This window comes from uncultured Cocleimonas sp. (assembly GCF_947495625.1).
Taxonomy (GTDB): domain Bacteria; phylum Pseudomonadota; class Gammaproteobacteria; order Thiotrichales; family Thiotrichaceae; genus Cocleimonas.
The window spans coordinates 74,833-100,906 of the sequence record NZ_CANLZW010000001.1 but is presented as its reverse complement, the minus strand read 5'-3'; the positions used below and the strand labels follow the sequence as shown (position 1 = coordinate 100,906).

Genomic DNA, 26,074 nt, shown 5'->3' with positions numbered 1-26,074 from the left:
ATGCTTTTTTAGGTCAATTATTCGTCTAATTTAATTAATTACGATGATGCTTATCAAAGCAGTCATCATTATTTTTTCAGTATTTCTTTTTAGATTTTACTTGGTCTAATTTCAAAAAAATTCCCCATATCCCGCGTTATTGCTGACTCTAGTCTTAGGTGAATGCACTCTGAGATCTCTATTTAGCTCGCATTTTTCCACTGGCACTATAAGTTTCTTCCATCTGGCTTCAAGTTAACCCTGAATCTTGTCTATAGTTATTACTAGGACACAAATTTATTACTAAAAAATTAAGGAAATGCCTCTCTGGTCCATTTGGTAAAGAAAATTGGTTCTACTGCTCAGTGTTTTTAAGCTTTAGAATTTTTGTTTCTAAAAACAACGATGCGAATGAGAGGATGATGATGGTAGATACAATACGAATTAAAAATTTTATTGATGGTGAATGGGTAACGGAAGCGAACGAAAAAACCCTGCCACTTTATAATCCATCTACAGGTGAAAAGATCGGAGAAGTTCCTGTTGCGAGTCAGGCGACTGTTGAAGCAGCCGTCAAATCGTCCCACGATGCTTTTCTGAAGTGGCGAAAAGTGCCCATCGGAAAGCGCGTGGGATATCTTTTTTCACTTCGTGAAGCAATGAAGAACAACCTCGAAGCATTGGCCGAATCGATTGCAATCGATCAGGCAAAGCACATCAGTGAAGCGCGTGGTGAAGTGCAGCGGGTAATCGAGATAGTTGAAATGTCTTGTAACGCACCTTCGCTATTGCAGGGAGAGATGCTGGATCAGATTGCTGATGGTATCAACGGGCGTGTGACACGTCTGCCATTAGGCGTTTTTTGTGGTATTGCTCCTTTTAATTTTCCGGCACTGGTGTTTGGCTGGTTCATTCCTTTTGCGATTGCCGCAGGCAACACATTTGTATTTAAACCCTCAATGGAATCGCCGTTATTTATGCAGAAAATGGCGCAATTATTGAACGATATTGGCTTACCCAAAGGCGTTGTGAATATTGTTTATGGTGAAAGAGAAGTCGCCGAAACCTGGTATCAGATGCCCGAAGTCGTTGGTGTATGTCTGGTTGGTTCTTCCCCAACCGCTAAGAGTATTGCAGAAGCGTGCGGTCGTGTTGGTAAGAAAACCATGCTGCTCGGTGGAGCCAAGAATTATCTGGTGGCACTCGAAGATGCGCAGATGGATTTGTTGATCAACAATATTGTGCAGTCTGGATATGGTTCTGCTGGGCAACGATGTCTAGCGAGTTCGATTATTGCCGTAATGCCAGACTTGTATGACGAAGTGATTGAACGTCTAACTGAGGCTACCAAAAACATTGTTGTGGGTGATGCCATGAACGATGACGTCTTCATGGGGCCCGTTATTTCAGCGCAGGCCAAGCAAAGAATCGAGAATTTCATTCAAAGCGGTATTGATGCTGGTGCAAGGTTAGTCCTTGATGGTCGCAACCCTGAGATACCGGAAGCCAATAAGAACGGTTATTTTGTCGGTCCAACGATTTTTGCTGATGTTACGCCTTGCATGGAAATCGTACAGGAAGAGATTTTCGGGCCGGTATTGTCGGTGATGAAGATTCAGGATATGGATGATGCGCTTGATCTCATTCGCAAACAATCAACAGGCAATGGCGCCTGTCTGTTTACCCAGAATATGTATCTGGCCGAAAAGTTCATGAATGAAGCCGATGTCGGCATGGTCGGTATCAATGTGGGTGTTTGTGCGCCCCATCCTTATATGCCATTTGGTGGTATCAAGGATTCACTGATCGGAAATAACAAGGTACAAGGAAAAGACGGCTTTGATTTCTTTACCCAGAACAAGGTGTCAACTATCAGGGTAGCTCCACCACAGAGTCTGACTGCAGAGCAGTCAAAAGGTGGGGAGCAAAAAGTTGCGGAGTCAGCTGGCAAAGGCAACGTCAGAAGTTGTATCGCCTCATAAAAAGAGGCTCTGACTACATAACTAAAAATTACGTCGCTAAGAGTGATGTTACTAAAAGTTAAGTGCATAAAATTAAGTGTCTGTAGTTTTCACTTCGGGAAAATTACAGACCCCTTTAACAAGCTTAACGTTAGTGGAAGTAATCAGAAATAAAGAAAGCAGCGAGAAAAGATGTAGAGCAAAAAATAGCAGAAGTAGCGATAAAGCACTTGGTTTAGGTGTGCTGCTCAGCATCAGAATATTTAAATTAATAGAGCGGGAGAAGTCTTCATGATTATAAAAATGGATGGGTTGTTATGAGTTTAGAAATTATTACCTTACTTTATTTTTTATGTTTGTTTTTTGCGCTATTTCTTGGACTACCAGTAGCGCTAGGTCTTGGTGGCACGGCGGTAATTTTTGCCGCGATTTTTGTACCGAGAGCATTATTAACAATCCCCAGTCAATTTTACTCAACCCCATGGAATAATGTCTTGGTGACCGTCCCACTGTTTCTATTTATGGGCAGTCTGATAAGGTTTTCGGGGATTGCAGAAGCAGCTTACGATGCCGTATATAAATTAATAGGCCATGTTGCAGGCGGCTTGGCCATGGGAACCGTGCAGGTATGTACAATATTTGCAGCCATTACCGGAATTACACCACCAGCAACCATTACGATGGGGCAAATCGCGTACCCATCGATGATTAAATATAACTACAGCAAAGATATCGCCATCGGTTCGATAGGCGCCGGTGGCGCATTGGGTGCTCTGATTCCACCTAGTGTCCCTTTTATTTTCTATGGTCTGCTGGCCAAGGTTTCTATTGGCGCATTGTTTCTGGGTGGAATTTTACCCGGTTTAATGCTCGCTGTGTTTTATATGACATACATTGGTATTCGTTGTCGCCTTCAACCACATATGGGGCCGCCAACACCCGAGGACATACAATTTACCAGAGCAGAAAAACTCGGCTCATTGGTTGCTATATGGCCTTTCATGTTATTGATAGTCATTGTTCTAGGAGCAATTTGGGGGGGCATCGCTACTCCTTCAGAAGCTGCTGCTTTTGGCGCGACGGGCGCATTCGTTATCAACTTGATTTACGGAAAATTGACCTGGGAAGTACTGAGAGAATCTTTAGAAGCCACCGTGAAATTAAGCGGCATGGGTTTATGGATTCTGATCGCATCCAATATCTATCTGAATGTTTTCAATTCACTAGGTAGTCAACAGCTTGTGACGGATCTGGTTTTGAGTATGCCAGGAGGAGAAAACGGAATTCTCCTGATGATGATGTTCATTATTTTGTTGCTTGGAATGGTGATGGACGATTGGGCGATCATCATGTTATGCACCCCTCTATTTATCCCGATTATTGACACTTTGGGTATTGATAAACTTTGGTTTGGTGTGCTGTTTATCGTAAATATTCAGATTGCATATCTTACCCCACCCTTTGGCTTTGTGTTGTTTTGGTTAAAGAGTGTGTTGCCCCCTGATGTCAGTATGGGGGATGTTTACAGATCGGTGTGGCCATTCATTGCACTTCAGGTTCTTGGATTGACGTTGATTTTCCTTTTCCCAGCTATCGCTACATGGCTACCAAATCTGATGAAGTAACAGGGTGAGTGAAAATGACTTTATATTACAAACAATGCAACAAACAGCTCTTTAGAGCATGCTTTTATAAATTACAAGCAAGAGGTTAGTATGGAATTGTGGAATAAGATAGAAAAGGCGATCGACTTCATTGCTGAAATGATGGGGAGATTTGGGTGGTTACTGATTCTTTATCTGATGGTATTTGGCGTGACGGACGTATTTCTACGATATGTTTTAAACTCACCTTCTCTCTGGATTTCAAGCACCTTACAAATTGCGATGGTGTTATTGGCCTGTGTGGGAGGCATCTATTCATTAAATGATAATGCGTTTGTTAAGTTGGATCTTTTCTATGCCAATTTTTCAGATAAGAAAAAAGCGATATGCGACATTATCACAGTCGTTTTTACATTCTTGTTTCTTGGGGTATTGGTGTGGAAAGGGTATCAGGCGGCGAAGATGTCTGTAATGCTTAACCAACACACTCCAACCAGTATTCCGCTCCCTATTTATCCGCTTAAAATATTCTTTCCAATTACTGGAATAATCATGCTGCTGGTTGTGATAAAAAAACTGGTGAAAGACATACGCACTTTAAGATCATAAGACACTAAAAATTTAATTTTAGTGTCTATTTTATTAATAGGTACTTAATTAATAGGTACTTAAGAATTTGTTGTAAACCTTTTGAGGGTTATGACTGAATGTGACCCCTGCATACTCATGGGTAAATTTGGGTTCAATGCGTTAAATAATAGATATTGGACTAATATAGTTGTTTTTTTACACACAAGAAGGTGGAATTTTATGAGTAAAGTAAAAACGGCAATAACCGCGACCTTATATGCTACTGCATTATTTGTAGTATCAGGTCCGGCAATGGCGGCGAGTGGTAAACCAGATAAGGTGACCAAATGGACTTTTCAACCCTGTTTTGATTCATCCGATGCCGGATGGGGAAGCGGTGTTATTCCTTGGGTTAAAGCTGTAGAAGAAGCAACCGAAGGTAGCATTAAAATCAAGGTAGAGCCATCTGGAGCTATTACGAGTGGATCCGAGGCGTTCGGTGGAACTGCAGCAGGTTTAATCGACGGAACAGCTTGTTGGGGTTCTGTTTACAGTGGAGACATGCCAGAAGGTATGTTGGCGTTTGGCCTGGCAATGGGCGCGAGTAGTACTGAGCAGGCGTGGGAAGTGACGTTTGGCGATCCTAAGTACAAAATTGGCGATATCATTCAGGAAGCTGCAAAAAAGCGTAATCTAAGATGGGTTGGTTGGACGAACCAAGGCCCCAACGCGATGTTTACTAAAACTCCCGTTAGAAAGATGGAAGATTTAAAAGGCATGAAGATGCGTGCTGGTGGCCCTCAGGCAATATTTCACTCAGCTATGGGCGGCGCGCCAGTAGCCATGGGTGGCGGTGAAATATATACCGCAATTAAACTAGGCACCATTGATGGCACTTATTGGGATACGGGCGGAATTGATGATATGTCATTCCACGAAGTGATCAAATATGCAGCTCAGCCAGGTTGGGCTCCCGCTCAGCATCAGGAAATATTCTTGAATCTGGATAGATATAACGAGTTGAATGATTGGCAGAGAGAAAAACTCGATGGAGTCTTCAAAAGCACCTACTTTGAAACGAGCAAATTACATGCAGATGGTGTTGCTGGAGCATTGAAAGTTCTTGAAGATGCGGGTGGTGAAGTCATTAATTTCTCTCCTGAAGAAGTTAAGAGAATGCGTGACAAATCAATTGCAGATGTTTGGCCTAAAGTTGCAGAAAGATCGGAAGGCAATGCAAAGGGCGTTGAAATCATGAAGCAATATCTAAAAGATAAAGGCGAATTATAATCGCACTAACAAACTAGTAAGTTTAGTTCGCAGGCCCGGGTTAAACCGGGCCTGTTTTTCGCACATTTATAATGACTTAATTGAGTAATGTTGGAGGAAAGATGTACAACAAAATATTAATTGCGAGTGCCTTAAATCAAGGCTTTAGTTATAGGGCCTTAGAAGCAGCTAAATTATTGGTTTCTGAAAACGGTAAAATCATCGTCGCACATGTCATAGAGCCTGTAAATAACGTGGTTCAGTCGTTTGTTACCGAAGACGTCAAATCGAAGACCCTTGAAAAAATTAAAAATATGATGGCTGAACGCTGTAAAGATGAAGCGATTGAATCAGAGATTCTACACGGTCAGGCAGGGCGAGAAATTTCAAAATATGCCAATAAGATTGGTGCGGATTGCATCATTATCGGTTCTCATAAACCTGGACTGGAAGATTTCTTTTTAGGTTCGACATCAGCTCGCGTTGTTCGATACTCTAAGTGTTCCGTACACGTATTGCGTTAAGAAGTTCTTAGCTCGCTATTCTGGCTGGCTAATGTTTATAAGCTATTGTTAGGTTAAGCACCTAATTAGTCATAGCTGAAAACCCAATTATTCGTAAATGTGATTCTCCATAAAGTGGGAATCACATTTATCTATTTCTTATATCTATCCATTTATTTAACGCCTTAAAACAAATCTTACTTCTACAGGTTTTTATTTAAGTAGAAGTAAAAAATAAACGATAGACTCAATTAAAAAAACACGTATAAAAAAGTGCCTATAAGTAGGGGGGTGACTTTAAATAAATTAGCTTACAACACACATCTATGGGTCCAGAGCCGATTGAAGTAAGGATTTTATTCTAGACATAACAGCATGATCTGTCCGATTAAAAATATGGCTATAAGTAGGGAGGTGGCTTTTAGTAAATCGCCCAGATTCAGTCATATAGTATTTAGACATAAAAAAAGGCGAACTCTAGAGTTCGCCTTTTTTATTGGTAAGATTACAGTGACTAAATACTGTAATGATTACTCTTTCTAACCTTTACCTCTCCATGGGATAAATTTATCAATCACCCAACGCATCATGAGGTCGAATAACAATCCGAGTAGTCCAAGGATGATAATCGTGGTCCAGATAATTTCATAGTCAGATTGCTTACGTGCCACATTCTCTACGAAACCAATACCGGTTGTACCTGCCAACATTTCGGCAGCAACCAAGGTACCCCAACAAACACCGATCGCAATTCGAATACCTGTAAGAATTTCTGGTAGCGAATTAGGCAATATTACTTTGCGTAAGATCTGTCGGTTCGTTGCACCGAGTGAGTGAGCAGCGTGAATCTTGGAAAGGTGTGTACCTGTCGCGCCTGTTCTTGCTGAGATAACCATAATGGCGAAAGCAACCATGAACAGTAGGAAAATCTTACCGTCATCTCCAATTCCGAAAATGGTTAAGATTAGTGGCGCCCACGCAAGTGGTGGCACAGGACGATAAAGCTCAATTAATGGATCGAAGAAGCCTTTCGAGAATCGCGACAGACCCATAAATAATCCCAAAGGCACACCGAGAATAATACCGAAGAATAAACCGGCTAAAACTCTCAGTAATGAATCCCAAACGTGGCCGGATGGCATTGGCACTTTAAACGACTCAAAATTACCTGTAGCAAAGTCTCTTACCTTACTTTTAAAGTTTGGAGTGACGATTCCGTTGGTATCGTGCCTAGGGTAATGTCCAGGTACTAATGAAGAGATGAAATCCGGAACAATAAAGTCAACCATTTCACCAAACGGCTTCATTTTATACCACAACAGCGGGTAACCCTTGTAGCCAATTTCTGGATCAGAGATTCGAGCAAACGTACGTAGCGTGTCTGATGGCTTTGGTAACCAGCGACCTGAACCTTGCTCACTACATGAGTTGCTACCTGCTCTGATCTCTCCGCCTGGCATCATTAACGCATCGTAGTATCTTAATCCGCCTTGTTGGTTTTTTTGCTCTTTATCGAGATTAACCAATGCACTTTGTACGTTGTTTAACGCATCAGGAGGGAAAATATTGCCATCATCTACACGTCGCAGTACTCGTGTTAAGCCTTTAACAAAATCCGCACGATTCGCAACTAATAACTCGTCGGTACCCGGTGACGCTTGAACTAATGTATCCAGTGAAGCAATTTGACCTTTTAGTTTTTCAACTTGCGCGAGGAAATTACTATTATTATTTCTAATCTTAGAAAAATCAGTAGCTATGGTTTTCATTTCTTTTGCAGCGGCATCAAATTTATAACCACGAGGACTTGCAGGCGCGGCAGGAATTTCATTGCCAGAATCCCCCCATCGTGGATTCTTTTCTGCTGCCGCTATCTGTTCAGCTGTTGGATCACCGGGGTAATTTTGATCTGCTAGTTTTGAGGTTAAGCCGTCGATTTTGCTTACAATTTCTTTAAACTTGGCATCAGTGGCAGAATCAAGAAATTCAGGAGATGTCATCCCAATAATGGCTTTACGCATCAAATCTATCGTTTCTTTCGCTTTAGATTTTTCAGCATCAGAGAAGCCCAGTCTTTCGACCTGATCAGCTAATCCGTTTAATTGCTTATTTTCACGAACTAAGAGACTTGTCCCTTTAAGAAAGCCATCATCCAGTGGGAAGGTAGAACGAATAGGGTTTATCGCTGATGACAGTTTACCCACCTGGCACAGCTCATTCGCTGCTTTTGGATTAAACGCCCTTGCTGCATCCCAGGAAAAGTATATCCACACAATTAAAATAGCACTTACACCGGTGATAACCCAATGCCAACCACCTAATGCGCGCTCTGGATTACCAAATACGGCGTCTGTTCTTTCTGTGCGAATTAAATTACGCCCGTAAAAAATTGCCCATATAACCGTCGCAATTAAGGCAATAAAAATGGTGCCTACGATCAAACCCCGGTATTCAAATAAGAAATCAAACATAATTACACCTGCCCCATTATTTCTTCTTCCATATCCCAGATCATGGTCAGAATCTCTTCGCGAGTTTCTATGAATTCCTCACTGTTTTTAATATCTCTGGTATCTTCAGTGACGCCTCTTTCGGCAAATGGCAAGTTGTATTCTTTATGTAATCTTCCTGGCCTTGGTGCCATTACAAATAATCTTTCACCTAGTAGCAGTGCCTCCTCTACTGAGTGAGTGATAATCATGATTGTCTTGCCTGTTTCTTTCCAGATTTTCAGAACTAGTGATTGCATCTTTTCTCGTGTCAGCGCATCCAGCGCACCCAGTGGTTCATCCATCAGAATTAAATCAGGATCATTGATAAGACAACGTGCTAACGCAATTCGTTGTTGCATACCGCCTGATAATTGATAGGTAGGAATATCACCGAAGCCTGCAAGGCCCACGATGTCTAGCCATTCATCGACCATTTTTTTGCTTTTTTTAGGGTCTGTGCCTTTCATACGAAGGCCGAAGTCGACATTTTCTGAAACGGTTAACCATTCAAACAATGCGCCTTGTTGGAAAACCATACCTCGATTAACGCCAGGACCTTTGATCTCTTCATCGCCAAGATATACCGCGCCACCCGTTGGGTGATTGAATCCTGCAATAATGTTTAATAGCGTCGTTTTACCACAGCCTGATGGGCCTAATACGGATAGTAGTTCACCGCTTTTTAACGTGAAGTTGACGTTGTTAAGTGCATGTACCTGGCCTCCAGTATCAACATCAAAAACCATACTCAGGTCTTTTGCTACAAGATCACTCATATTCCTTCCTTAGTTTATTTATTTCACTTCACGATCAGTTAAGTTAATTCAATCGCTTCTCATTATTGTCTTGATTAATACTAGCCTAGCATTAAAAGTCATATTTTCTGAAAAAAGCTTAATTTCATAATATCTTGTTGTTAAGTACTAGTTTTCAGAAAATATTGTTGTTTTAATTTTTATCATAAGAATATGGATTTTTATGCAAAAGCATAGCTAATGCATCCTGTTTTCTTTCTTTCAATGCTGTTTCAATATTTCTTCTTTAAAGATTTTTCTAATTTTTCTTAGAATCTTTCTGGTAAAAAAACGGCAGATAATTTATCTGCCGTTTTTAGTAACATTCTTAAAAAGTAATATTACTTTAGGAATGATGAGTCAACTACCGTTGAGTAATCATCTTTTGCTGGAGAGGCTTCTGTAGCGAACATCTTACCCATGAAAGGTAGCATTTCAGCAACTTTACCGCCGTCATTGAAATAGTTAGCTAATTGCACTTCAGCGCTAGGGAATGAGAATCCAGCCATTTGGCTCTTGGTTTTCTCTACAGATAAACCTGCATCGCCAGCGATAATTGCTATTTTAGATTGGTCTTTAGCAAAATCAGCATTAGCTTGCTCAGTAACTTCCATAAAGGTTTTTACAGCTTCAGGATTTTCTTGAACAAACTTCTCAGTTACAGAGATGATATCGAAGCTATTGATGCCTGCTTCTGTTTTTTCAGGAACTGAAAGCATTGGCTTACCAGCTTCTTTCATTTTAGATAATGAGTTTTCACCATAGCCACATGCCATTGCTACTGCGCCATCAACTAGAGATACCGCTGCATCAGCTGGTTCCTGATCAACAAGCTTTACTTTTTTAACGTCAACGCCCAGGTTTGTCATCGTCATACGAAATTCAAAGTCAGCCATTGTGTTTAAAGGTAAAGCGACTGATTTGCCTTCTAACTCTGTCGCGTTTTCTTTTGTAATACCTGATGCATTACTAACGATACAATCATTGGCACCACCATATACAACCGCTACACCAACCATTTTAATAGGAGCATTTGCGTTTACAGCATTAACAAAAGGAGCAAGGCCTTGACTGAAAGCGATATCAATGTCGCCAGATAACATAGCTTCTGTCATTGCAGTACCACTCGCGAAGTTAATCCAGTTAACTTTTTCGCCCATAGCTTTGTCGTATGTTTTTTCAACTTTAGCAATCTGGTTGGGAGTTGCCCACTCTAGAAAGTATGCGACATTTACATCAGCACTGGCAGATGTTGCCATCGTTGCAGATAGTGCAGCAATTGATACGCAACCCAGGATTTTTTTCATTGATTTCATTTTATAACCTCAAATTTAGATTTCATAATAAATAAAATAATAACCACACGCTCCCAATTAAAAAGCATCTGATATTACTTGTTTAAACTCTAACTCCTCCAAGTGTAGAACTTACTTTTTCTACATTTAGTATGTATTAATAGTAAATGCATCCAAAGAGTATAGTTAAATAATTTAAAAAATCTTTTCTTTTTAATGACTTAAGCACTACTTATCATTAGCTTAAGTACTGCTTATTAATAACTTAAGTATTTTTCAGTTGAATTTAAAAAAACGAATGCTTTCTTCCATAATTATTAGGATGAATAGGTCACCCCCCTACTTATAGGCTGTTTTTTTAAGCACTTGTTTTTGTTGTTTTATTTAGACTTTTTAAAGTGTTTTTTTCGTTATTTAATATCTGTTGAGTTAATGATCACTAACCTGATGAAGAAAACACGAGACATTTCTAATTGGCATTAAGCTGAAACATGTTTATCAAAGGCTTCGACAAAAGCTTCTGCCGATTTGGCAATTTCTGCGACTGATTTCCCGGGCTTATAGAGCGCAGAACCGATGCCAAAACCATCAACACCATAGGATAACCATTCACCCAGATTTTCAGGGTTACAACCCCCCACTGCGTACAAATCAGTTGCTTCTGGCAACACTGCGCGCATTGCTTGAATATTTACCCCGCCGATTGCTGTAGCCGGAAATAATTTCAAGGCATCAGCACCCGCTTTTAAGGCGGCAAAACATTCCGAGGGTGTCAATACGCCGGGGTATGAACCCATATTCAATTTCTTGGTTTGCTGCACAACATCAATATCAAAGTTAGGTGAAACAATAAAAGTACCGCCTGCCTCTTTAATCCGAATGATGTCATCTTCATTCAAAACAGTGCCTGCTCCAATATGCGCACGTTCACCTAAATGTTTAGCCATACGTTCAATCGAATCAAAGGCATTGGGTGAATTTAAAGGGACTTCAATCCAGTCAAAACCTTTTTCAACCAGCATTTCAGATACGCTTTCTGCCTCATCGGGAGTTATACCTCTAAGAATTGCAATTAATTTACGTGACGGTCTAGGTGACATAGTATTTCTCATTGATTGAATAGATTTTTATACACTTGAATCAAACCTTGTAAGGTCATGTCTTGAGCACTGAATATTTCGCTGTTAGCACCGATATGGGTTAAAGCCTCTGCATAGAGGGTGACTAAACGATCATCACCAATTAACGCTGTGTTCTGATTGTTCCAGTAGGATTTTGCACCTGCAAGTTCTGCACCTATCAACAATCCAGATAATCTGGCACGCGCAGAAGCCGAGTCGGGTTTACCTAACAAACCTTGAGCACGAATGCGAAAGCAATCACTTAATAGCTGTTGCGGATTGTTTAGAGATTCCTCAACGGCTTCTAAAAATGCGGATTGATTCCAGCCTTCAGAAGTTAGCTCATGCCGTAAAATGGATTGCTGGCTGAGCAATTCGAAAGTTTCACCCGTCATATAGGTGTTAAAACGGTGTATTTGGTTAGCTTGCAATTGTACCCATTTACTGTGGGTTCCCGGTAGGCACACTGTGTTGAATTTTGCACCTGTATCAGCGATTAGACCTGCGAGTTGCGTTTCTTCTCCTCTCATCACATCTGCGGGGGATTGTTGGCAGACGCCGGGTAGAATGGATACCTCAATGCGGGAATCTTTCGTTTCGACAGATTTTAATCCATCGGACGAAGAAGGCAGGCATGGAGTTTGCAGATAAGGTGCTTCTGACCATCCCTGTTTGGCACCCGCCATGCCACAAACCATTATGCTGGTTATTCTATCCGGCACTAGCCAATGATCAATCAGTTTTAGCAAAGCACCTTCAAATTCGTCGGGTGAAAGTTTGCCCGCACCGTCATGAGATTGCGCATCACTTAAGACCTGATGCTCGCTGGACATGGCATACGCCCTAAGGTTTGTTGTGCCCCAATCTACTGCAATCCAGTGTGTATCCATATTCGGTCTCTATCTACGTTTTTGCTAAAGCTAACTTCGTCAGACAATATAACGGGGCTTTACTCAATGATTATAGGATTAAATTCGAACGATAGATAAGAAACCTGTGAGTGCATCTTCAAAAGAAAAAAGGCCTCTAAAGTAGGGGGGTGTCAATTCAACACTCCTTCCTGCTTTGAGGCCACATTTAGATTTGTTTAGTTAGTTTTTACTAGTTTTTTTATTAGCCTCTGACTAACTCATTCTTAGGATCGTACAAACCAGCTTCAGTCACAATAGCAGGGTACTTCTCGCCTAAAATCTCGACCGATATCTCAGTACCTAACTCGGATAGTTGAGGGTCTACAAACGCATAGGCAATGTTTTTATTAACGCGATGGCCATAGGCGCCAGAGGTGACAGTGCCTGATAATGTCTCACCGTGGTAGATTGAATCACCACTGTGTGCAGGGGCTAAATCACAGTCAATAACAAGCGTGACGAGCTGCTTTTGATTACCTTTTTCTAATTGTGCTTGCAGCGCTTTTTTACCGATAAAGTCCGGCTTATCCATTTTCACAAAGAAGTCTAAGCCCGTTTCCATTGGGTTGCGTTCGTAAATAAGGTCTGCTTTCCAATGCAGATAGCCCTTTTCCATACGCATTGATTCTGTGGCGTAAAGACCAAAGTGCGATAAGTTAAACGCTGTACCTGCCTCATTTAATAGTTTCCAAACTAAATATAATTGCTCATTAGGCACATGCAATTCATAGGCGAGCTCACCAGAGAAACTCACCGTCATTGCCATTACTTTGGCATGACCCAGTGTCATTTCTTTAACATTCAGCCAGGGGAAGCCCGCTTTTGACCAATCACATCGCGGTGAAAGTGACTGCAATAAATCGCGTGATTTAGGGCCTGCAACGACCAATATAGTATGTGATGCTGCCATTTCAGTAATGGTTACGGAATCAGGTTTGTGCGTGTTCAACCAATCCAGATCATGCCATTCAGCAGCAGCGGCTGAACCATACCAGTAATGCTCTTCATCTAACTTGGCAAGGGTCGCTTCTGTTAATACATGACCATGGTCATTGAGCAAATAACACAGGCTAATTTTGCCGACTTTTTTCGGAATATTGCTACAGGTGAGGCTGTCTAAAAACTCCGTTGCGCCTTCCCCTTGAATAGAGAAACGATTGAAACCAGACACTTCCATCAAACCGACATTTGTCGTTAAGGCTTCAATTTCTTTAGCCACTACATCTTTTGTCGGGGTGAAGCGATAAGAATGCTCATCCTCAAAATCAGGAGTAGGTTTGAAGAATAAAGCGCGCTCCCAACCATTCACCACTCCCCAGGCAACATCCAACTGATCAAGGACTGGATAAAGGGGCGTTGTACGCGCCAAACGAGAAGCAGGGCGATGCTCATGCGGTAAGTGATAGTGGAATTCGTTCTGGTAATCTTCAATCGCCTTCAAGCAGGTATGTTCGGTATTAGCGTATTGAGTAAAACGTCGCGGATCAAGACACCATGCATCCCACTCACATTCACCGTGAACGATTAAGTCAGCTAAGATCTTTCCGTGTCCACCACCTTCGCCGATTCCCGCTCGCAAGCCGATCGCACAGTAAGCGTTTTCTATTCCAGGTATTTTTCCAATCAACGGCATGCCGTCAATGGTGTAGGTAATAGGTCCATTGATGGTGGTATGAATCCCTGCATTTTGAAGCGCGGGTAGGCGTTCAAAAATACCTTCCATATTTTCAAGGCAGCGATCTAAATCAGGCGGGCATAAATCTTTAGTGAATGCTGGGTCAATGCCATCCATGCCGAAGGTTTTACACGCTTGCTCGTAAACGCCGACCAGCAGGCCATTTTTTTCCTGACGGCTGTAAAAATCATCTAATGGATCACGAATAATCGGTACCTGAAAATCCAGCGCTTCTAATTCAGGAATATTGTCGGTAAGGAAGTACATGTGCTCCATCGAAGTCACAGGGTGCTCAACACCTAACATATTGCCCACTTCATTGACGCGGTAGCCGGTTGCGTTGACAACTTTTTCACAGGTAATGTCGCCGTTTTTGGTGTGAACGATAAATTCGCCAGTGCCGAAACGAGAGCCTTTTTTCGTAATGCCTTCAACGGGATTGCTTCTATACACAGAAGCTCCAGCGAGGCGTGCTTTTCGTGCCAATGCCAGTGTAATGCCAGATGGATCAATATAGCCATCTAATGGATCCCACCACGCGCCCAGCATTTTGTCTGTGGTTAATAATGGATGACGTTCTTTGATTTCTTTTGGGCTGATGTATTCCATCTCAACACCCATGCTTTTCGCCATGCCAATATAATGTTGATAGGTATCGATATGATCCTGAGTGTAAGCAGTCCGCATGCCGCCGGTGATATCGTAATAGAAGGGAAAATCTTCATCTGCAGCGAGTTCTCGGTAAAGGTCGATACTGTGACGTTTCAAACCAATCATGGTTTGATTGCCCCCAAACTGAGTCACTTGCGCCGCTGCATGCCATGTAGAACCTGAAGTCAGTTCATCTCTTTCTACCAGTGCAACGTCTGTCCAGCCTAGCTGGGTAAGATGATACAAGGTAGAGCAACCTGCAATACCTCCGCCGATGACAACCACGCGTGCATGGGATTTAACAGAATTCGACATTTTCTACTCCAGATATAAATAGTTAAAATTTAAGTCATCTAAATTTAAGTCATCAATAATGCACAACAAAGCAAGCGTCTGACAATCGAAACGTTATGATCTATAGTTCAGTTAATTTAAACCATAAATGCTTTACTGTATTTCTAGGCTGGATCATCAATGAAACATTCTTTACCCTCACTCGATAGCCTTAAAGTCTTTGAATCTGCGGCTAGGCACCTGAGTTTTAGTATCGCAGCGAATGAGTTATGCGTAACCAAAGGCGCAGTCAGCTATCAAATACGTAAACTCGAAGAAGAGTTACAAAGCAGTTTGTTCAAACGCTCCGTGCGCCAAGTGTACCTAACAGATACAGGGCAGGCCTTATATCTGACCACGAAAAAGATTTTCGAAGATCTTGAATCCAGCCTCTCGCGTATTCAGGAAGGCAAGCAGGAAGCAAACGTATCGATTGCCGCGACGACCTATGTCGCTGCCCGCTGGTTGTCAGCGCGTATTGGTCGTTTTAACGATGAATACCCTGATATCAATTTTTTGTTACAACACTCGGTAAATTCGGTTGATTTCAAGCTTGATGAAGTTGATCTCGCAATCTTGTGGGGGCCTTGCAAAGGCAAGCTGGATAGAAATCGCTTCGCAGAAATACCGATGTCTTTGTTTCCCGTGATTAGTCCAAAATTATTAGACACACATAAGTTAAGCCAGCAAAACGAGATAAGTATGGATGCCATCGTGCAAGGATCGCTAAGTAATATCCCCTTGCTATGTGAAGACAGCAAACAGGATCTGTGGCAGGAGTGGTTAAAAGCCAATAACACGGATGGCCCTGATCTTAAGCTAAACAACCCTCGCAGAGTGATTAGTGATGCCAACGTGCGGGTGCAGGCAGCAGTCGATGGACAGGGATTGATTTTAGCCGATGATTTAATGTTAAATGAGCTCAATAATGGATTGTTGGTTGCACCTTTTGAGGAACAGTTAACGGGGTATGGTTATGCTTTTTATTCATCCCCAACACGCATATATGGTGACAATACCATTACCTTTAAGCGTTGGATGATGCAACGCATTCAATAATAATTGCACTTACTAGTTAAATTCACACCCCCCTACTTTGAGGCTGTTTTTTTAGCTTCAAACAAAGAGAATGATTAACATGAGTAAAATTACCTGTGTAGAAGACTTTAGGCAACTCTACAAACGACGTGTTCCGAAAATGTTTTATGACTATGTGGAAGCGGGTTCTTATACAGAATCGACATTCCATAGAAATGAGAATGAGTTAAAGGATGTTTGTATTCGGCAACGGGTAGGCGTGGATATTTCAAATGTCGACACGTCAACCACTATGGTTGGAGCGGATGCAAAAATACCCGTCGCGTTTGCACCCATTGGCATGCTGGGGATCCAGAATGCAGGTGGCGAAATCAAAGTGGCAACTGCAGCTCATGATTATGGTGTGCCTTTCATTTTATCTACCATGTCTATTTGCTCAATCGAGCAGATTCAGGAAGCAACGGGTACTCCTTTCTGGTTTCAACTTTATGTGGTTAAAGACCGAGAGTTTGTACGAGATTTAATTCATCGCGCCAAGGCTGCTAATTGTTCAGCATTAGTTGTCACCATGGATTTGCCCATGCTGGGTCAACGCCATAAAGATGTGAAAAACGAATTATCCATTCGCCCGAACTTCCGCAATATGTTGAATATTATGACCAAGCCAAAATGGGCGTTTGAAATGGCAACCACTCCTTATAAAGGCTTTGGTAATGTGATGGGGCATGCCAAAGGAGTAGATGACTTGAGTAGTCTACTTGTCTGGGCAAAAGAAATGGTCGATCCAGCGCTTGATTGGGAATACGTCGAATGGATTCGACAGGAATGGGGTGGCAAAATTATACTCAAAGGTATCCTTGATGTTGAAGATGCCCAGATTGCTGCCAGCATGGGGATCGATTCCATTATTGTTTCTAATCATGGTGGACGCCAGTTGGATGGCGCAGGCAGTTCAATCTACTGGCTTCCTCGTATCGCTGATGCGGTGGGTGATAAAATGGAACTGCTTTTTGATTCTGGTGTACATACCGGCATGGATATTTTCCGTGCTAAAGCATTAGGTGCCAGCGGAGTATTACTCGGGCGTTCTATGGTCTATGCATTAGGCGCAATGGGAAGGCCAGGCATCGACCAATTACTGCAGATTTATGAAAACGAACTCAAAACAACTATGGGTTTGGCAGGGAAAACAAAGATAAGTGATATTCAATCTGGTGATGTGTATTCGGTATGGGATCAGTAATTAAGTTTTACTGTTGTTAAGAAACCTAGGAAAAAGTGCCTAAATACACGCTAAGTTATAGGGTCTCCTTACAGTCGATCTATAACTAAACTTTGGCATAAATTCGTTCTAACGTTTTAAAACACAAAAACGAGAACTCATTTAAGTAGGGGAGTGATATAAAAAAGGACGTACTTAAGCACGCCCTTCGAATGAGTTTATATACTATTTGTTAGCATTTAGTCATCTGCTTTAATTCTTTCATTTTTCGGATCGTAGTTACACATTGGAACGATCTTGGCAGGGTAATGCTTACCAAGAATCTGAACGGTTAAACCTGCGTTTTCTGCTTTCTTATCAATCTTCTTGGTCTTGATAAAGGCAAACGCTAAACTCTTCTGGATACGATTGCCGTAACCGCCTGAACTACACTGCCCAACGATCTCACCGTCTAAGTAAAGTGGTTCAAATCCGTTTTGAGCATCTGTTTTGTTTGCATGAGAATTTTCATTCGCAGGAGCAGTTTCTGAATCAACTTCAATCATCACCATGTCATTTTCAAAGCCAGCTTCTTTTTGCTTCAGCAATATGTCTTTGCCTTCGAAGTCTTTATCCATTTTTATGAACCAGCTAAGGCCTGACTCAAGCGCCGTAAATTCTGTATTCATGTCTGGGCCCCAAACGGGATAACCTTTCTCGAATCGCATTGAATCCATTGCACGTAAGCCGAAGTTTTTGATACCAAACTCTGCGCCTGCTTCGTGTAATGCATCGTATAGCTGTTGTGTATGCTCGACTGAGTGATGAAGCTCCCAACCTAATTCACCCACGAAACTCATGCGTAATGCACGAGTTGGAACACCTGCGACATCAATTTCCTGGCCTGTAAACCAAGGGAAGTCTGCATTGCTTAGGCTTAAATCTGTTACCTTACTCAAAACCTTACGCGCATTTGGACCTGTAATTAAAAGGCACCCCCCACCTTTTGTGGTGTTTTTCAAGGTGACTGATCCATCTTTTGGTAAACGACTGAATAGCCAATCATCAATAAGAATTTCAAGTGCCGCAGGCGACATCATGTAATAGCTGCCGTCTTGTAGCATTGTGATTGAAACTTCCCAGGCAACACCGCCTGAAGGACTAAGCGGATGGGCTAGAACTATTTGGCCCGGTTCAGTAGGGACATGGTTGGGCATGATATTGCTTAAATAGTTATATGCACCTTCACCTGATACTTCAAACTTTGTGAACGGCGATAAGTCTAGAAGACCGACATTCTCTTGAACGTTTTTACACTCTGCGGCGACAGGATCAAACCAGTTACCTCGGCGGAAGCTATGCTGCTCAACAGGCTCCATACCTTCAGGAGCGAACCAGCTAGGACGCTCCCAGCCAAAGTAAGCACCAAATACAGCGTTGTCTGCTTTGTGTGATTCATAGATAGGCGTTTTCTTTTGGCCGCGAACCGCAGGGCGCATCGCGTATTCATTGGCATAACCGAGTTGATATTCGTTGGCATAAACTTCAGTGCCTTTAGCCACTGTGTATTTGATATCTGCATAATCACCAAAACGACGCGGGTCTAATTCAAACAGGTCGAGTTCTGGTTCGCCATCAACAATCCATTGCGCCATAAAGTGACCTGCACCACCACCTTGTGCAATACCGAAGTTGAAGCCAGTAATGACAAAATAGTTGTCGATGCCATGCACCGGTCCAACTAATGGATGCCCATCTGGTGAGTAAGTGATAGGGCCATTAACAACCGTCTTGATTCCGCCTTCAGCAACCAGCTCAACCTGAGTCATCGCTGTCATCATAATGTCTTCGATTCGGTCCAGATCTGGTGCTAATAATTCCTGACCAAATTCTTTAGGAACGCCATCAGTTGCCCAAGGGATTCCGTCTGGCTCGTATGGGCCTAAGATGAAACCTTTGCCCTCCTGACGTAAGTAGTAAGAGACATCTGGATCACGAAGCATTGGCAGCATTTCGTCACGACCTTCTAATTCAGGGATCGAATCGGTTACAAGGAACTGGTGTTCCATGGAACACATCGGCAATTCGTGGCCTACCATTTTGGCTAATTCGTTAGCGCGGAAACCGCCTGCATTCACAATTATACCAGCGTCAATAATGCCTTTCGGTGTAGTCACTTCCCAGCGGCCATCTTCTTTCTGTACGATTTTTTCAACAGGGTTTTGACGAACAATTGTTGCGCCTGCATCTTTAGCGCCTTTTGCCATTGCGTTAGTCGCACTGGTTGGGTCGATGTGACCATCAGCTGGATCCCATAAACCACCCAAAACCCCTTCTGGGTTTAAATAAGGGTAGAGTTCGACCAAGCGCTCAACACTGATCATTTCCAGATCAAGTCCAGCGAGTTTTGACATCGCCACCACGCGCTCAAATTCATTCATGCGCTCTTCGGTATGCGCCAATCGAACCGCGCCCGTAGGATGATGATCAACGGGATGGCCAGTTTCTTCTTCTAAACGGGCATAAAGCGCAATACTGTGCTGCTGCATTTTCATCACATTAAAGCTATTGCTGAAATGAGGCAGGTTTCCCGCTGCGTGCCAGGTAGAACCAGATGTTAAATCCAGTTTTTCTGTGAGCATGACATCCGTCCAGCCTAGTTTTGTCAGGTGATATAAAGTACTAACGCCAGCAATGCCGCCGCCCATGATTAATACATCTGTCTTATTTTTCATCATTATTCCTTTGGTCTCTGATAGGGATGACTGCTACTTTTTATGTTTTATGAGGGGCGCGCAGTGATTGTGTCCTTCTAGTAAATATGATATTAAGTTATTCGACCAGCAACAAATGATATATAAACCACAAATGTATAAGTTAAACTTATGAAAAGGCTACTCACAAATTCTATACAACTCAACTGGCTAAGAACATTTTCTGTTGCGGGTGAGCATTTAAGCTTTACCTTGGCAGCTGAAGATCTGGCAATGAGCCAATCAGCTGTGAGTCAACAAATCCAGCTACTAGAACATCACTTGAATCAAAAACTGTTCTATCGGGCTAACAGAAGTATACGTCTCACAGACGCAGGACGGGCATTTTTACCCCTGGTGGAAAGTACCTTGAAACAGCTCAACCAGGGCGCGGCTAAAATATTTTCTCCATCAGATGAAGCGGTTGTTGAGTTTGGTGTGAATACAACCTTCGCCGAGTTATGGCTGGCACCTCGTTTGCAACAGTTTAATTTGATTCATCCGCATATATCGATTCGTCAACACGGTACTAACTGGGCTTCCGATTACCCGATATCAACCTCAGAATTAGAAATCCGTTATGGCAAGGGTGATTGGGATGGCTTTGAATCTATCCCGCTGATTTCACAAAAGATAAGGCCTTATTGCAGCCCTGAAAATGCTAAACAATTACGTGAACTCGATGATGTTAATAAGCTGACATTGCTCGATGTTTTGGGTGTGCCTAAAGGCTGGAATAGCTGGTTAGAGATGACTGAGTTGAATGATAGACCCAGACAACCGATGCAATATATGGATAGCTATGTGATGGCCGCTTCACTCGCAGCAAACGGTATGGGAATCTGTTTGATGTATGACGATTTCATGCAGGAAGGCTTTCTAGCGAAGCAATTGGTCGCCCCATTTTTTGAAAGTCTGGATACTGAAAGCGGCTATTTTGTTTGTTATAAAAGCGAAAAGAACTTATCGGAAGCAACAAGATTGTTTAAGGATTGGTTGTTGAGTTATGTATGAGTTAACTGTTTCCGCAAGTTAGTAAAAAATGCCTAAGCTCTGCATAAATTCCAAAACTGTTTTTACACTACAAAAACAAATTGTCATTCAAAGTAGCAGGGGTGACTTTCTACTTCCAAATAACCAATCTTAAATTCAATCGTCAGCAAAGTTTGCATTTTATTAAATTTGGGAATATTATCCCAAAAAATGAACAAACACCTCTCAACAGCAATTTACGCAATTATTAAACCGCTCATTGGTTTAATGTTTCGTAATGGCGTGTCCTTTGCTGAATTTTCGCGAATAGCAAAACATGCATATATCAAAGAAACCGAAAAAGAGCTAATAGCGTCAGGTGAAAAAGCAAGTACTTCCAGTATTGCAATAATTACCGGGCTAACGCGCAAAGATGTGGCAGCTTTGAGAAAAGAAGCGTTACCAAGAGTGGAAGAGGGTAAACAGAAAAACAGGGCTATAAGAGTGATTTCTGGTTGGTCAACTGATCCAGATTTTTGTGATACCAAGGGGCAACCGAAAATTCTGGATATTCAAGGAAAACAGAATAGCTTTGAACAACTGGTAAATCATCATAGCGGTGATATGCCTTATAAAGCCCTTATTAAAGAGTTAATTAGAACCGAAGCAGTTGAAATTATTGATAAAAATAAAGTGGCTCTGATACGTGAAGCGTACATTCCATCGAATGATGAAAATGCTAAATACGATGTTTTGGGTGAAGATGTTTCATTACTAATTTCCACTATCAAACACAATATTATTTCATCAGATTCTGAACCAAGATATCAACGTAAGGTCAGTTACGACAAGATTCCTGCGGAGTTACTTGAAGATTTTAAGGTGCTAGCTAATAAAGAAAACCAGTTATTACTCCTTAAACTTAATGCCTGGCTGGCCCAGCATGACATGGATACTCAAACAACAATAAAAAGTGATAATCCCATGAAAGTTGGCGTTGGTGTGTACTATTTTGAGGACCCATGCGAGGGTCAAGAGGTCAAAAATGATTAAAAAATATCAGAGAGCTTTTCTAAGTATTATTTTCCTATCGGCGTCTATTTTGTTTCATGGCTGCGGAGGTGGAGGCACGACCGTCGCCGATGGTGGTATCAGCGGCACTGGCATAACAATGGGTAGAATCAGTAATTTTGGAAGCATCATTGTCGATGGTGTACGTTTTGATGTGGATAGTGCTAGCTTTATACGTGACGGTATACCAGCAACCGGTCAGGAAGAATATAGTGTCGGAGAGTTTGTCGTCATAAAAGGCAAGATTGACAACTCTGGGCTTAGTGGTATTGCTGAAGAAGTTGCTTTTACCAATGAAATTGAAGGTTCAGTAACAGTAGTTACTTCAGATGGATTGAGTCTGGAAGTATTAGGACAAAAAGTCATCACAAACTCGCTTACTGTCTTAATAGGTTTTACTGATCTCTCTACGTTGATAGTAGGGAATATTATTGAAGTATCTGGATTTAAAGATGCCAACGGAGATATTCAGGCAACCAGCATCAAACTTAAAACAACTGATTTTATTCCGGGAACCTCGGAATATGAGTTGAAGGGAACTGTTTCAAATCTAGATGCTAGCACTATGACCTTCGCTATAAACGATCTCATCATTGATTATTCTGGAGCCAAGCTTGAAGATTTTGGTTCAGTTGAACTTAGGGATGGTTTGTTTGTAGAAGTTGAAAGTGACTCGCTGATTGTTGGCAATGTTTTGATTGCAGACAAAGTTGAGTTAGAAGATGAAACTTATGAATTTGATGAAGGTACAGAAGCCAAAATTGAAGGTCAGATTACGCGATTTAATTCGGCCACTGATTTCGATGTTAATGGTTTAACGGTGACTACAGATACGAATACAGAATATTCGGATGGGGATATCAATGACCTAACTCTAGGCGCTTTTATAGAACTAGAAGGAAAAACGAACAGTGCAGGAGTCATTGTCGCTGAATCAATTGAGTTTGAAGAAAATGAAGATGAGCTGGATGAGTACGAAGGCTTTATCGAGAATGTCGACCTGGGTACTAATAAAGTAATAGTGTCAGGAAAAACTGTGGTTATCGACTCTGAAACCATAATGCGCGACGAAAGCGACTTAAATGTTTCGCCATTAACCCTCGCTGATCTTGCACTCAACGACAAAGTAAAAGTTGTTGGTGTACAAATCACAAGTGGCGAAATTCTAGCCAGTAAGTTCGAACGCAAAGAGAGTGAAGCAGAAGAACAAATCGAAGAAGGAGTTGACGAATAAGACCTAGAAGACGACGAAGAAGATGAGAGTGAAGACGAAGAAGGGCAGTAATAAATAATAAAAAACAGTAGCTGATTTAATAATTTTAAAACAAGGAAAAACTATTTTTTTATTCAGCAGAAGTGCTGATTGAAGAGGGTGACCCGGAGCTGCAACTCCGGGTCGATAAACTACTTACCGCAGTTTTTGCAGGTAAGCAACTTAGCAAGTGGAGTATACCATGAAAAAACGATATACCATTTCATTAATGGTCTCAACAGCGGCTGTGCTAGCTGCTTGTGGGGGAGGCGGAGGAGGAGCTACATCAAGCGATAGCAGTCCTACCTCATCTACTAGTAAACCAAGTGTTAATTTAACCGGAACTGTTCCGGGTACATTAATAGAAGCATTCTGCGAAGACGGGTCCTACCATGCCGTAAATTCACAAAATAATGCAACGACGAAGCATCCATTCGAACTGAAAATACCGAAAGACTTGTCATGTCGACTTGTAATGACTACGAATGAAGACGACCCAACAAACAAAGTAATCACCCCAATTAAATTTGTCAGCAGTGATGGTATTGCCAGTATTGCGTTTAGTGCTAGTGGTGATATCAATCTAGCGCATGTGGATTTAGCGCTATCAAGAGATGCGATGAACTCAGATGTTAATGAAGATGGTGTTGAGGATGTACCTACGGAAGTAAATCTGGACGCTGTGTCGTCAAGCACAATGAAAGTCATTGAAAAAGATGTTGATCCGCTTGATAAGGATGATGATGAAATCATTGACCTGTACGAAGATGATGATGGCGACAAAATCAATAATCACGATGACGAAGATGATGACGGAGACGGTATTAAAGACGATGACGACAGTGATCATGACGATGATGACGATAGAGATGGCATCAAAGACGACGATGATGTTGATGATGACAACGATGGCGTTGAGGATGAAGTAGAAGATCAGGAAGATCAGGAAGATCAGGAAGATCAGGAAGATCAGGAAGACGAAGAGAATAATCAAACGGAAAACCCACCTATTGCAGTAACTACACCATCAGCGGGTAGATTATTGGCCGCACAATGTGCTCAATGTCATCGAACTGACGCTAATCCAAACAAAGGTTTTGAAGACTTGATTGGTGAAGAAATTTACGGCGATCTTGATGAGATGAAAAGAGAGAGCAAGCGAGAGCTTATGCACCTTCAAGCGAATGGTTATTCCGATGAGCAAATCCGTCTCATGGACGACTATTTCAATAATCTTTCAAGCAAAAGTGGAGGTGAATAATGAATACTTCATCACGTAGAAATTTCCTTAAGGCACTGGGTGGTGCTACAGCGTTAGCATCTTTTCCTACTATTTTAAAGGCAGCAACAACTGGCCCAAGAGTGATTGTGGTAGGTGGTGGATTTGGTGGTGCTACGGCAGCTAAATATCTAAAGCACTGGTCTCCAGATTTAAACGTAACGTTGATCGAGCCTAAAGCAAAATACCAATCGCCAATAATGAGCAATCTGGTTCTTAATGGGCAGTTGTCGATGGATCAAATCACTTTTAGCTATGACGCCCTGGCACAAAAATACGGTGTGGAAGTTATTACTGACTGGGTTAGTGGTGTTGACGGTGTTACTCAAAAGGTTTCGCTTAGTTCTGGTGCGGTGCTTGAGTATGATCGTCTGATTCTAGCCCCAGGTATCACTTTCAATCCTGTAGAAGGGCATGATCTGGATAAGGTACCCCATGCATGGCAATCAGGCGAGCAAGTTACGATGTTGCAGCAGCAACTCGAAGCAATGCCGGCTGGTGGAACATTCGTTATGAGTATTCCTGCCGCTCCTTACCGCTGTCCTCCTGGGCCTTATGAAAGAGCCTGTGTTATTGCAGATTATTTGAAAAGCAATAAGCCGGGATCAAAGGTTATCGTACTAGATGCTAATGCGGATATTCTTGTTGAAAAAGAAATATTCGGACATGCATTTGATACTACTTATGCAGGGATTGTTGAATACCATAAAGAGGTGGTAATCACTGGTGTAGATTCTGATCAGTTAGTTGTTTCAACCGAATCAATGTCAGACATCAAGGCTGATGTTCTAAATATCATTCCAGAGCAGTCTGCAGGAGAAATTATAAAATCTGCAGGTCTCATTACTGTAGCGGATCGCTGGGCTGGTGTTAACCCTTTAAGCTATGAGTCAACCATGGTGAATAATATCCATGTCATTGGAGATTCACAGGGAACAGGCCAGCCAAAAGCTGGACACATTGCTAATTCTGAAGCAAAGGTATGTGCCGATGCGGTGATTCGTTTGTTAAATGGAGGCTTGCCATATGCAGCACCGATGACCAATTCGGCTTGTTATAGTCCTGTTTCGGCTGATACGGCAACATGGTTAACTGCAGTATATGGTTATGATTCTGCTACAGACAGTATTCAGAAAGTCGCAGGGTCTGGTGGGTCTGCATCTACGGCTACTAAAAACAACTATGAAGAAATGTTTGTTTGGTCGAAGAGTTTATTTGGAGATACTTTTTCTTAAGAGTAACTAATAGCGTAGTTTTATTATGCTTTTAAATTAGACGTTGCAGGAAGCATGAGCGCCCCTTTGCTTAATAGTTAAGGGGCGTTTTTTTATTCTTTTAGAAAGTAATAAA

Annotated in this window: 19 protein-coding genes; 12 read left to right on the top strand and 7 right to left on the bottom strand. The window is 41.9% G+C overall.

From position 1 onward, the window contains the following. Positions 1–401: 401 nt before the first annotated feature. The 5 genes from mmsA (at position 402) to Q1A31_RS00420 (ending at position 5,907) form a co-directional block, all read left to right on the top strand. Positions 402–1,961 carry a CoA-acylating methylmalonate-semialdehyde dehydrogenase gene (gene mmsA, locus Q1A31_RS00440; RefSeq protein WP_299870834.1) on the top strand — a complete coding sequence of 520 codons (1,560 nt, stop codon included), beginning with the start codon at positions 402–404 and terminating at the stop codon, positions 1,959–1,961. Between the two features lie 296 nt (positions 1,962–2,257). Further along, on the top strand, positions 2,258–3,565 hold the full coding sequence (locus tag Q1A31_RS00435; RefSeq protein ID WP_299870832.1) for a TRAP transporter large permease subunit: 1,308 nt from the start codon (positions 2,258–2,260) through the stop codon (positions 3,563–3,565). Positions 3,566–3,655: 90 nt separating this feature from the next. Then, entirely contained in the window at positions 3,656–4,153 is a 498-nt protein-coding gene (locus Q1A31_RS00430) for a TRAP transporter small permease subunit (RefSeq protein ID WP_299870830.1), read from the top strand. A 201-nt stretch (positions 4,154–4,354) separates the two neighbouring features. Further along, positions 4,355–5,404: a TRAP transporter substrate-binding protein gene (locus Q1A31_RS00425; RefSeq protein WP_299870828.1), complete on the top strand. Its 1,050-nt coding sequence runs from the start codon at positions 4,355–4,357 to the stop codon at positions 5,402–5,404. 101 nt (positions 5,405–5,505) lie between these two features. Next, complete coding sequence (locus Q1A31_RS00420; protein WP_299870826.1) at positions 5,506–5,907, top strand: universal stress protein; 402 nt, start codon at positions 5,506–5,508, stop codon at positions 5,905–5,907. A 518-nt stretch (positions 5,908–6,425) separates the two neighbouring features. Here Q1A31_RS00420 and Q1A31_RS00415 read toward each other — a convergent pair. The 6 genes from Q1A31_RS00415 to Q1A31_RS00390 all read right to left on the bottom strand — a co-directional run bounded on the left by Q1A31_RS00415 (position 6,426) and on the right by Q1A31_RS00390 (position 15,140). Then, positions 6,426–8,357: an ABC transporter permease subunit gene (locus Q1A31_RS00415; RefSeq protein ID WP_299870824.1), complete on the bottom strand. Its 1,932-nt coding sequence runs from the start codon at positions 8,355–8,357 to the stop codon at positions 6,426–6,428. Between the two features lie 2 nt (positions 8,358–8,359). Beyond that, on the bottom strand, positions 8,360–9,154 hold the full coding sequence (locus Q1A31_RS00410; RefSeq protein WP_131904789.1) for an ABC transporter ATP-binding protein: 795 nt from the start codon (positions 9,152–9,154) through the stop codon (positions 8,360–8,362). 359 nt (positions 9,155–9,513) lie between these two features. Beyond that, positions 9,514–10,488, bottom strand: coding sequence for an ABC transporter substrate-binding protein (locus Q1A31_RS00405; protein WP_299870820.1), 975 nt, complete (start codon positions 10,486–10,488; stop codon positions 9,514–9,516). A gap of 458 nt (positions 10,489–10,946) precedes the next feature. Then, positions 10,947–11,567 (bottom strand): 2-dehydro-3-deoxy-6-phosphogalactonate aldolase, encoded by a 621-nt coding sequence (locus tag Q1A31_RS00400; RefSeq protein ID WP_299870818.1) that lies wholly within the window; start codon positions 11,565–11,567, stop codon positions 10,947–10,949. 8 nt (positions 11,568–11,575) lie between these two features. After that, positions 11,576–12,478 (bottom strand): 2-dehydro-3-deoxygalactonokinase, encoded by a 903-nt coding sequence (locus Q1A31_RS00395; RefSeq protein ID WP_299870817.1) that lies wholly within the window; start codon positions 12,476–12,478, stop codon positions 11,576–11,578. Between the two features lie 223 nt (positions 12,479–12,701). Further along, the gene (locus Q1A31_RS00390) at positions 12,702–15,140 is read right to left on the bottom strand and encodes an FAD-dependent oxidoreductase (RefSeq protein ID WP_299870816.1); all 2,439 of its coding nucleotides are present in this window, start codon (positions 15,138–15,140) and stop codon (positions 12,702–12,704) included. A 159-nt stretch (positions 15,141–15,299) separates the two neighbouring features. Between Q1A31_RS00390 and Q1A31_RS00385 the strand changes: the two genes are divergently transcribed. After that, positions 15,300–16,217: a LysR family transcriptional regulator gene (locus Q1A31_RS00385; RefSeq protein WP_299870815.1), complete on the top strand. Its 918-nt coding sequence runs from the start codon at positions 15,300–15,302 to the stop codon at positions 16,215–16,217. 79 nt (positions 16,218–16,296) lie between these two features. After that, the gene (locus tag Q1A31_RS00380; protein WP_299870813.1) at positions 16,297–17,439 is read left to right on the top strand and encodes an alpha-hydroxy acid oxidase; all 1,143 of its coding nucleotides are present in this window, start codon (positions 16,297–16,299) and stop codon (positions 17,437–17,439) included. 218 nt (positions 17,440–17,657) lie between these two features. On the opposite strand, the gene Q1A31_RS00375 is transcribed toward Q1A31_RS00380, so the two are convergent. After that, positions 17,658–20,132, bottom strand: coding sequence for an FAD-dependent oxidoreductase (locus Q1A31_RS00375; RefSeq protein ID WP_299870811.1), 2,475 nt, complete (start codon positions 20,130–20,132; stop codon positions 17,658–17,660). Between the two features lie 150 nt (positions 20,133–20,282). Here Q1A31_RS00375 and Q1A31_RS00370 point away from each other — a divergent pair, with 150 nt between their 5' ends. From Q1A31_RS00370 to Q1A31_RS00350, 5 genes are all read left to right on the top strand, one after another. Then, the gene (locus tag Q1A31_RS00370; RefSeq protein ID WP_299870809.1) at positions 20,283–21,164 is read left to right on the top strand and encodes a LysR family transcriptional regulator; all 882 of its coding nucleotides are present in this window, start codon (positions 20,283–20,285) and stop codon (positions 21,162–21,164) included. Between the two features lie 189 nt (positions 21,165–21,353). Further along, positions 21,354–22,175 carry a DUF6502 family protein gene (locus tag Q1A31_RS00365; RefSeq protein WP_299870807.1) on the top strand — a complete coding sequence of 274 codons (822 nt, stop codon included), beginning with the start codon at positions 21,354–21,356 and terminating at the stop codon, positions 22,173–22,175. Next, on the top strand, positions 22,168–23,427 hold the full coding sequence (locus Q1A31_RS00360) for a DUF5666 domain-containing protein (protein WP_299870805.1): 1,260 nt from the start codon (positions 22,168–22,170) through the stop codon (positions 23,425–23,427). Before Q1A31_RS00365 ends, Q1A31_RS00360 begins: the two co-directional genes overlap by 8 nt. 220 nt (positions 23,428–23,647) lie before the next feature. Then, positions 23,648–24,706, top strand: coding sequence for a hypothetical protein (locus Q1A31_RS00355; RefSeq protein ID WP_299870804.1), 1,059 nt, complete (start codon positions 23,648–23,650; stop codon positions 24,704–24,706). Further along, complete coding sequence (locus Q1A31_RS00350) at positions 24,706–25,959, top strand: FAD-dependent oxidoreductase (RefSeq protein ID WP_299870802.1); 1,254 nt, start codon at positions 24,706–24,708, stop codon at positions 25,957–25,959. The genes Q1A31_RS00355 and Q1A31_RS00350 overlap by 1 nt, the downstream gene beginning before the upstream one ends. The last annotated feature ends 115 nt before the right edge of the window (positions 25,960–26,074 follow it).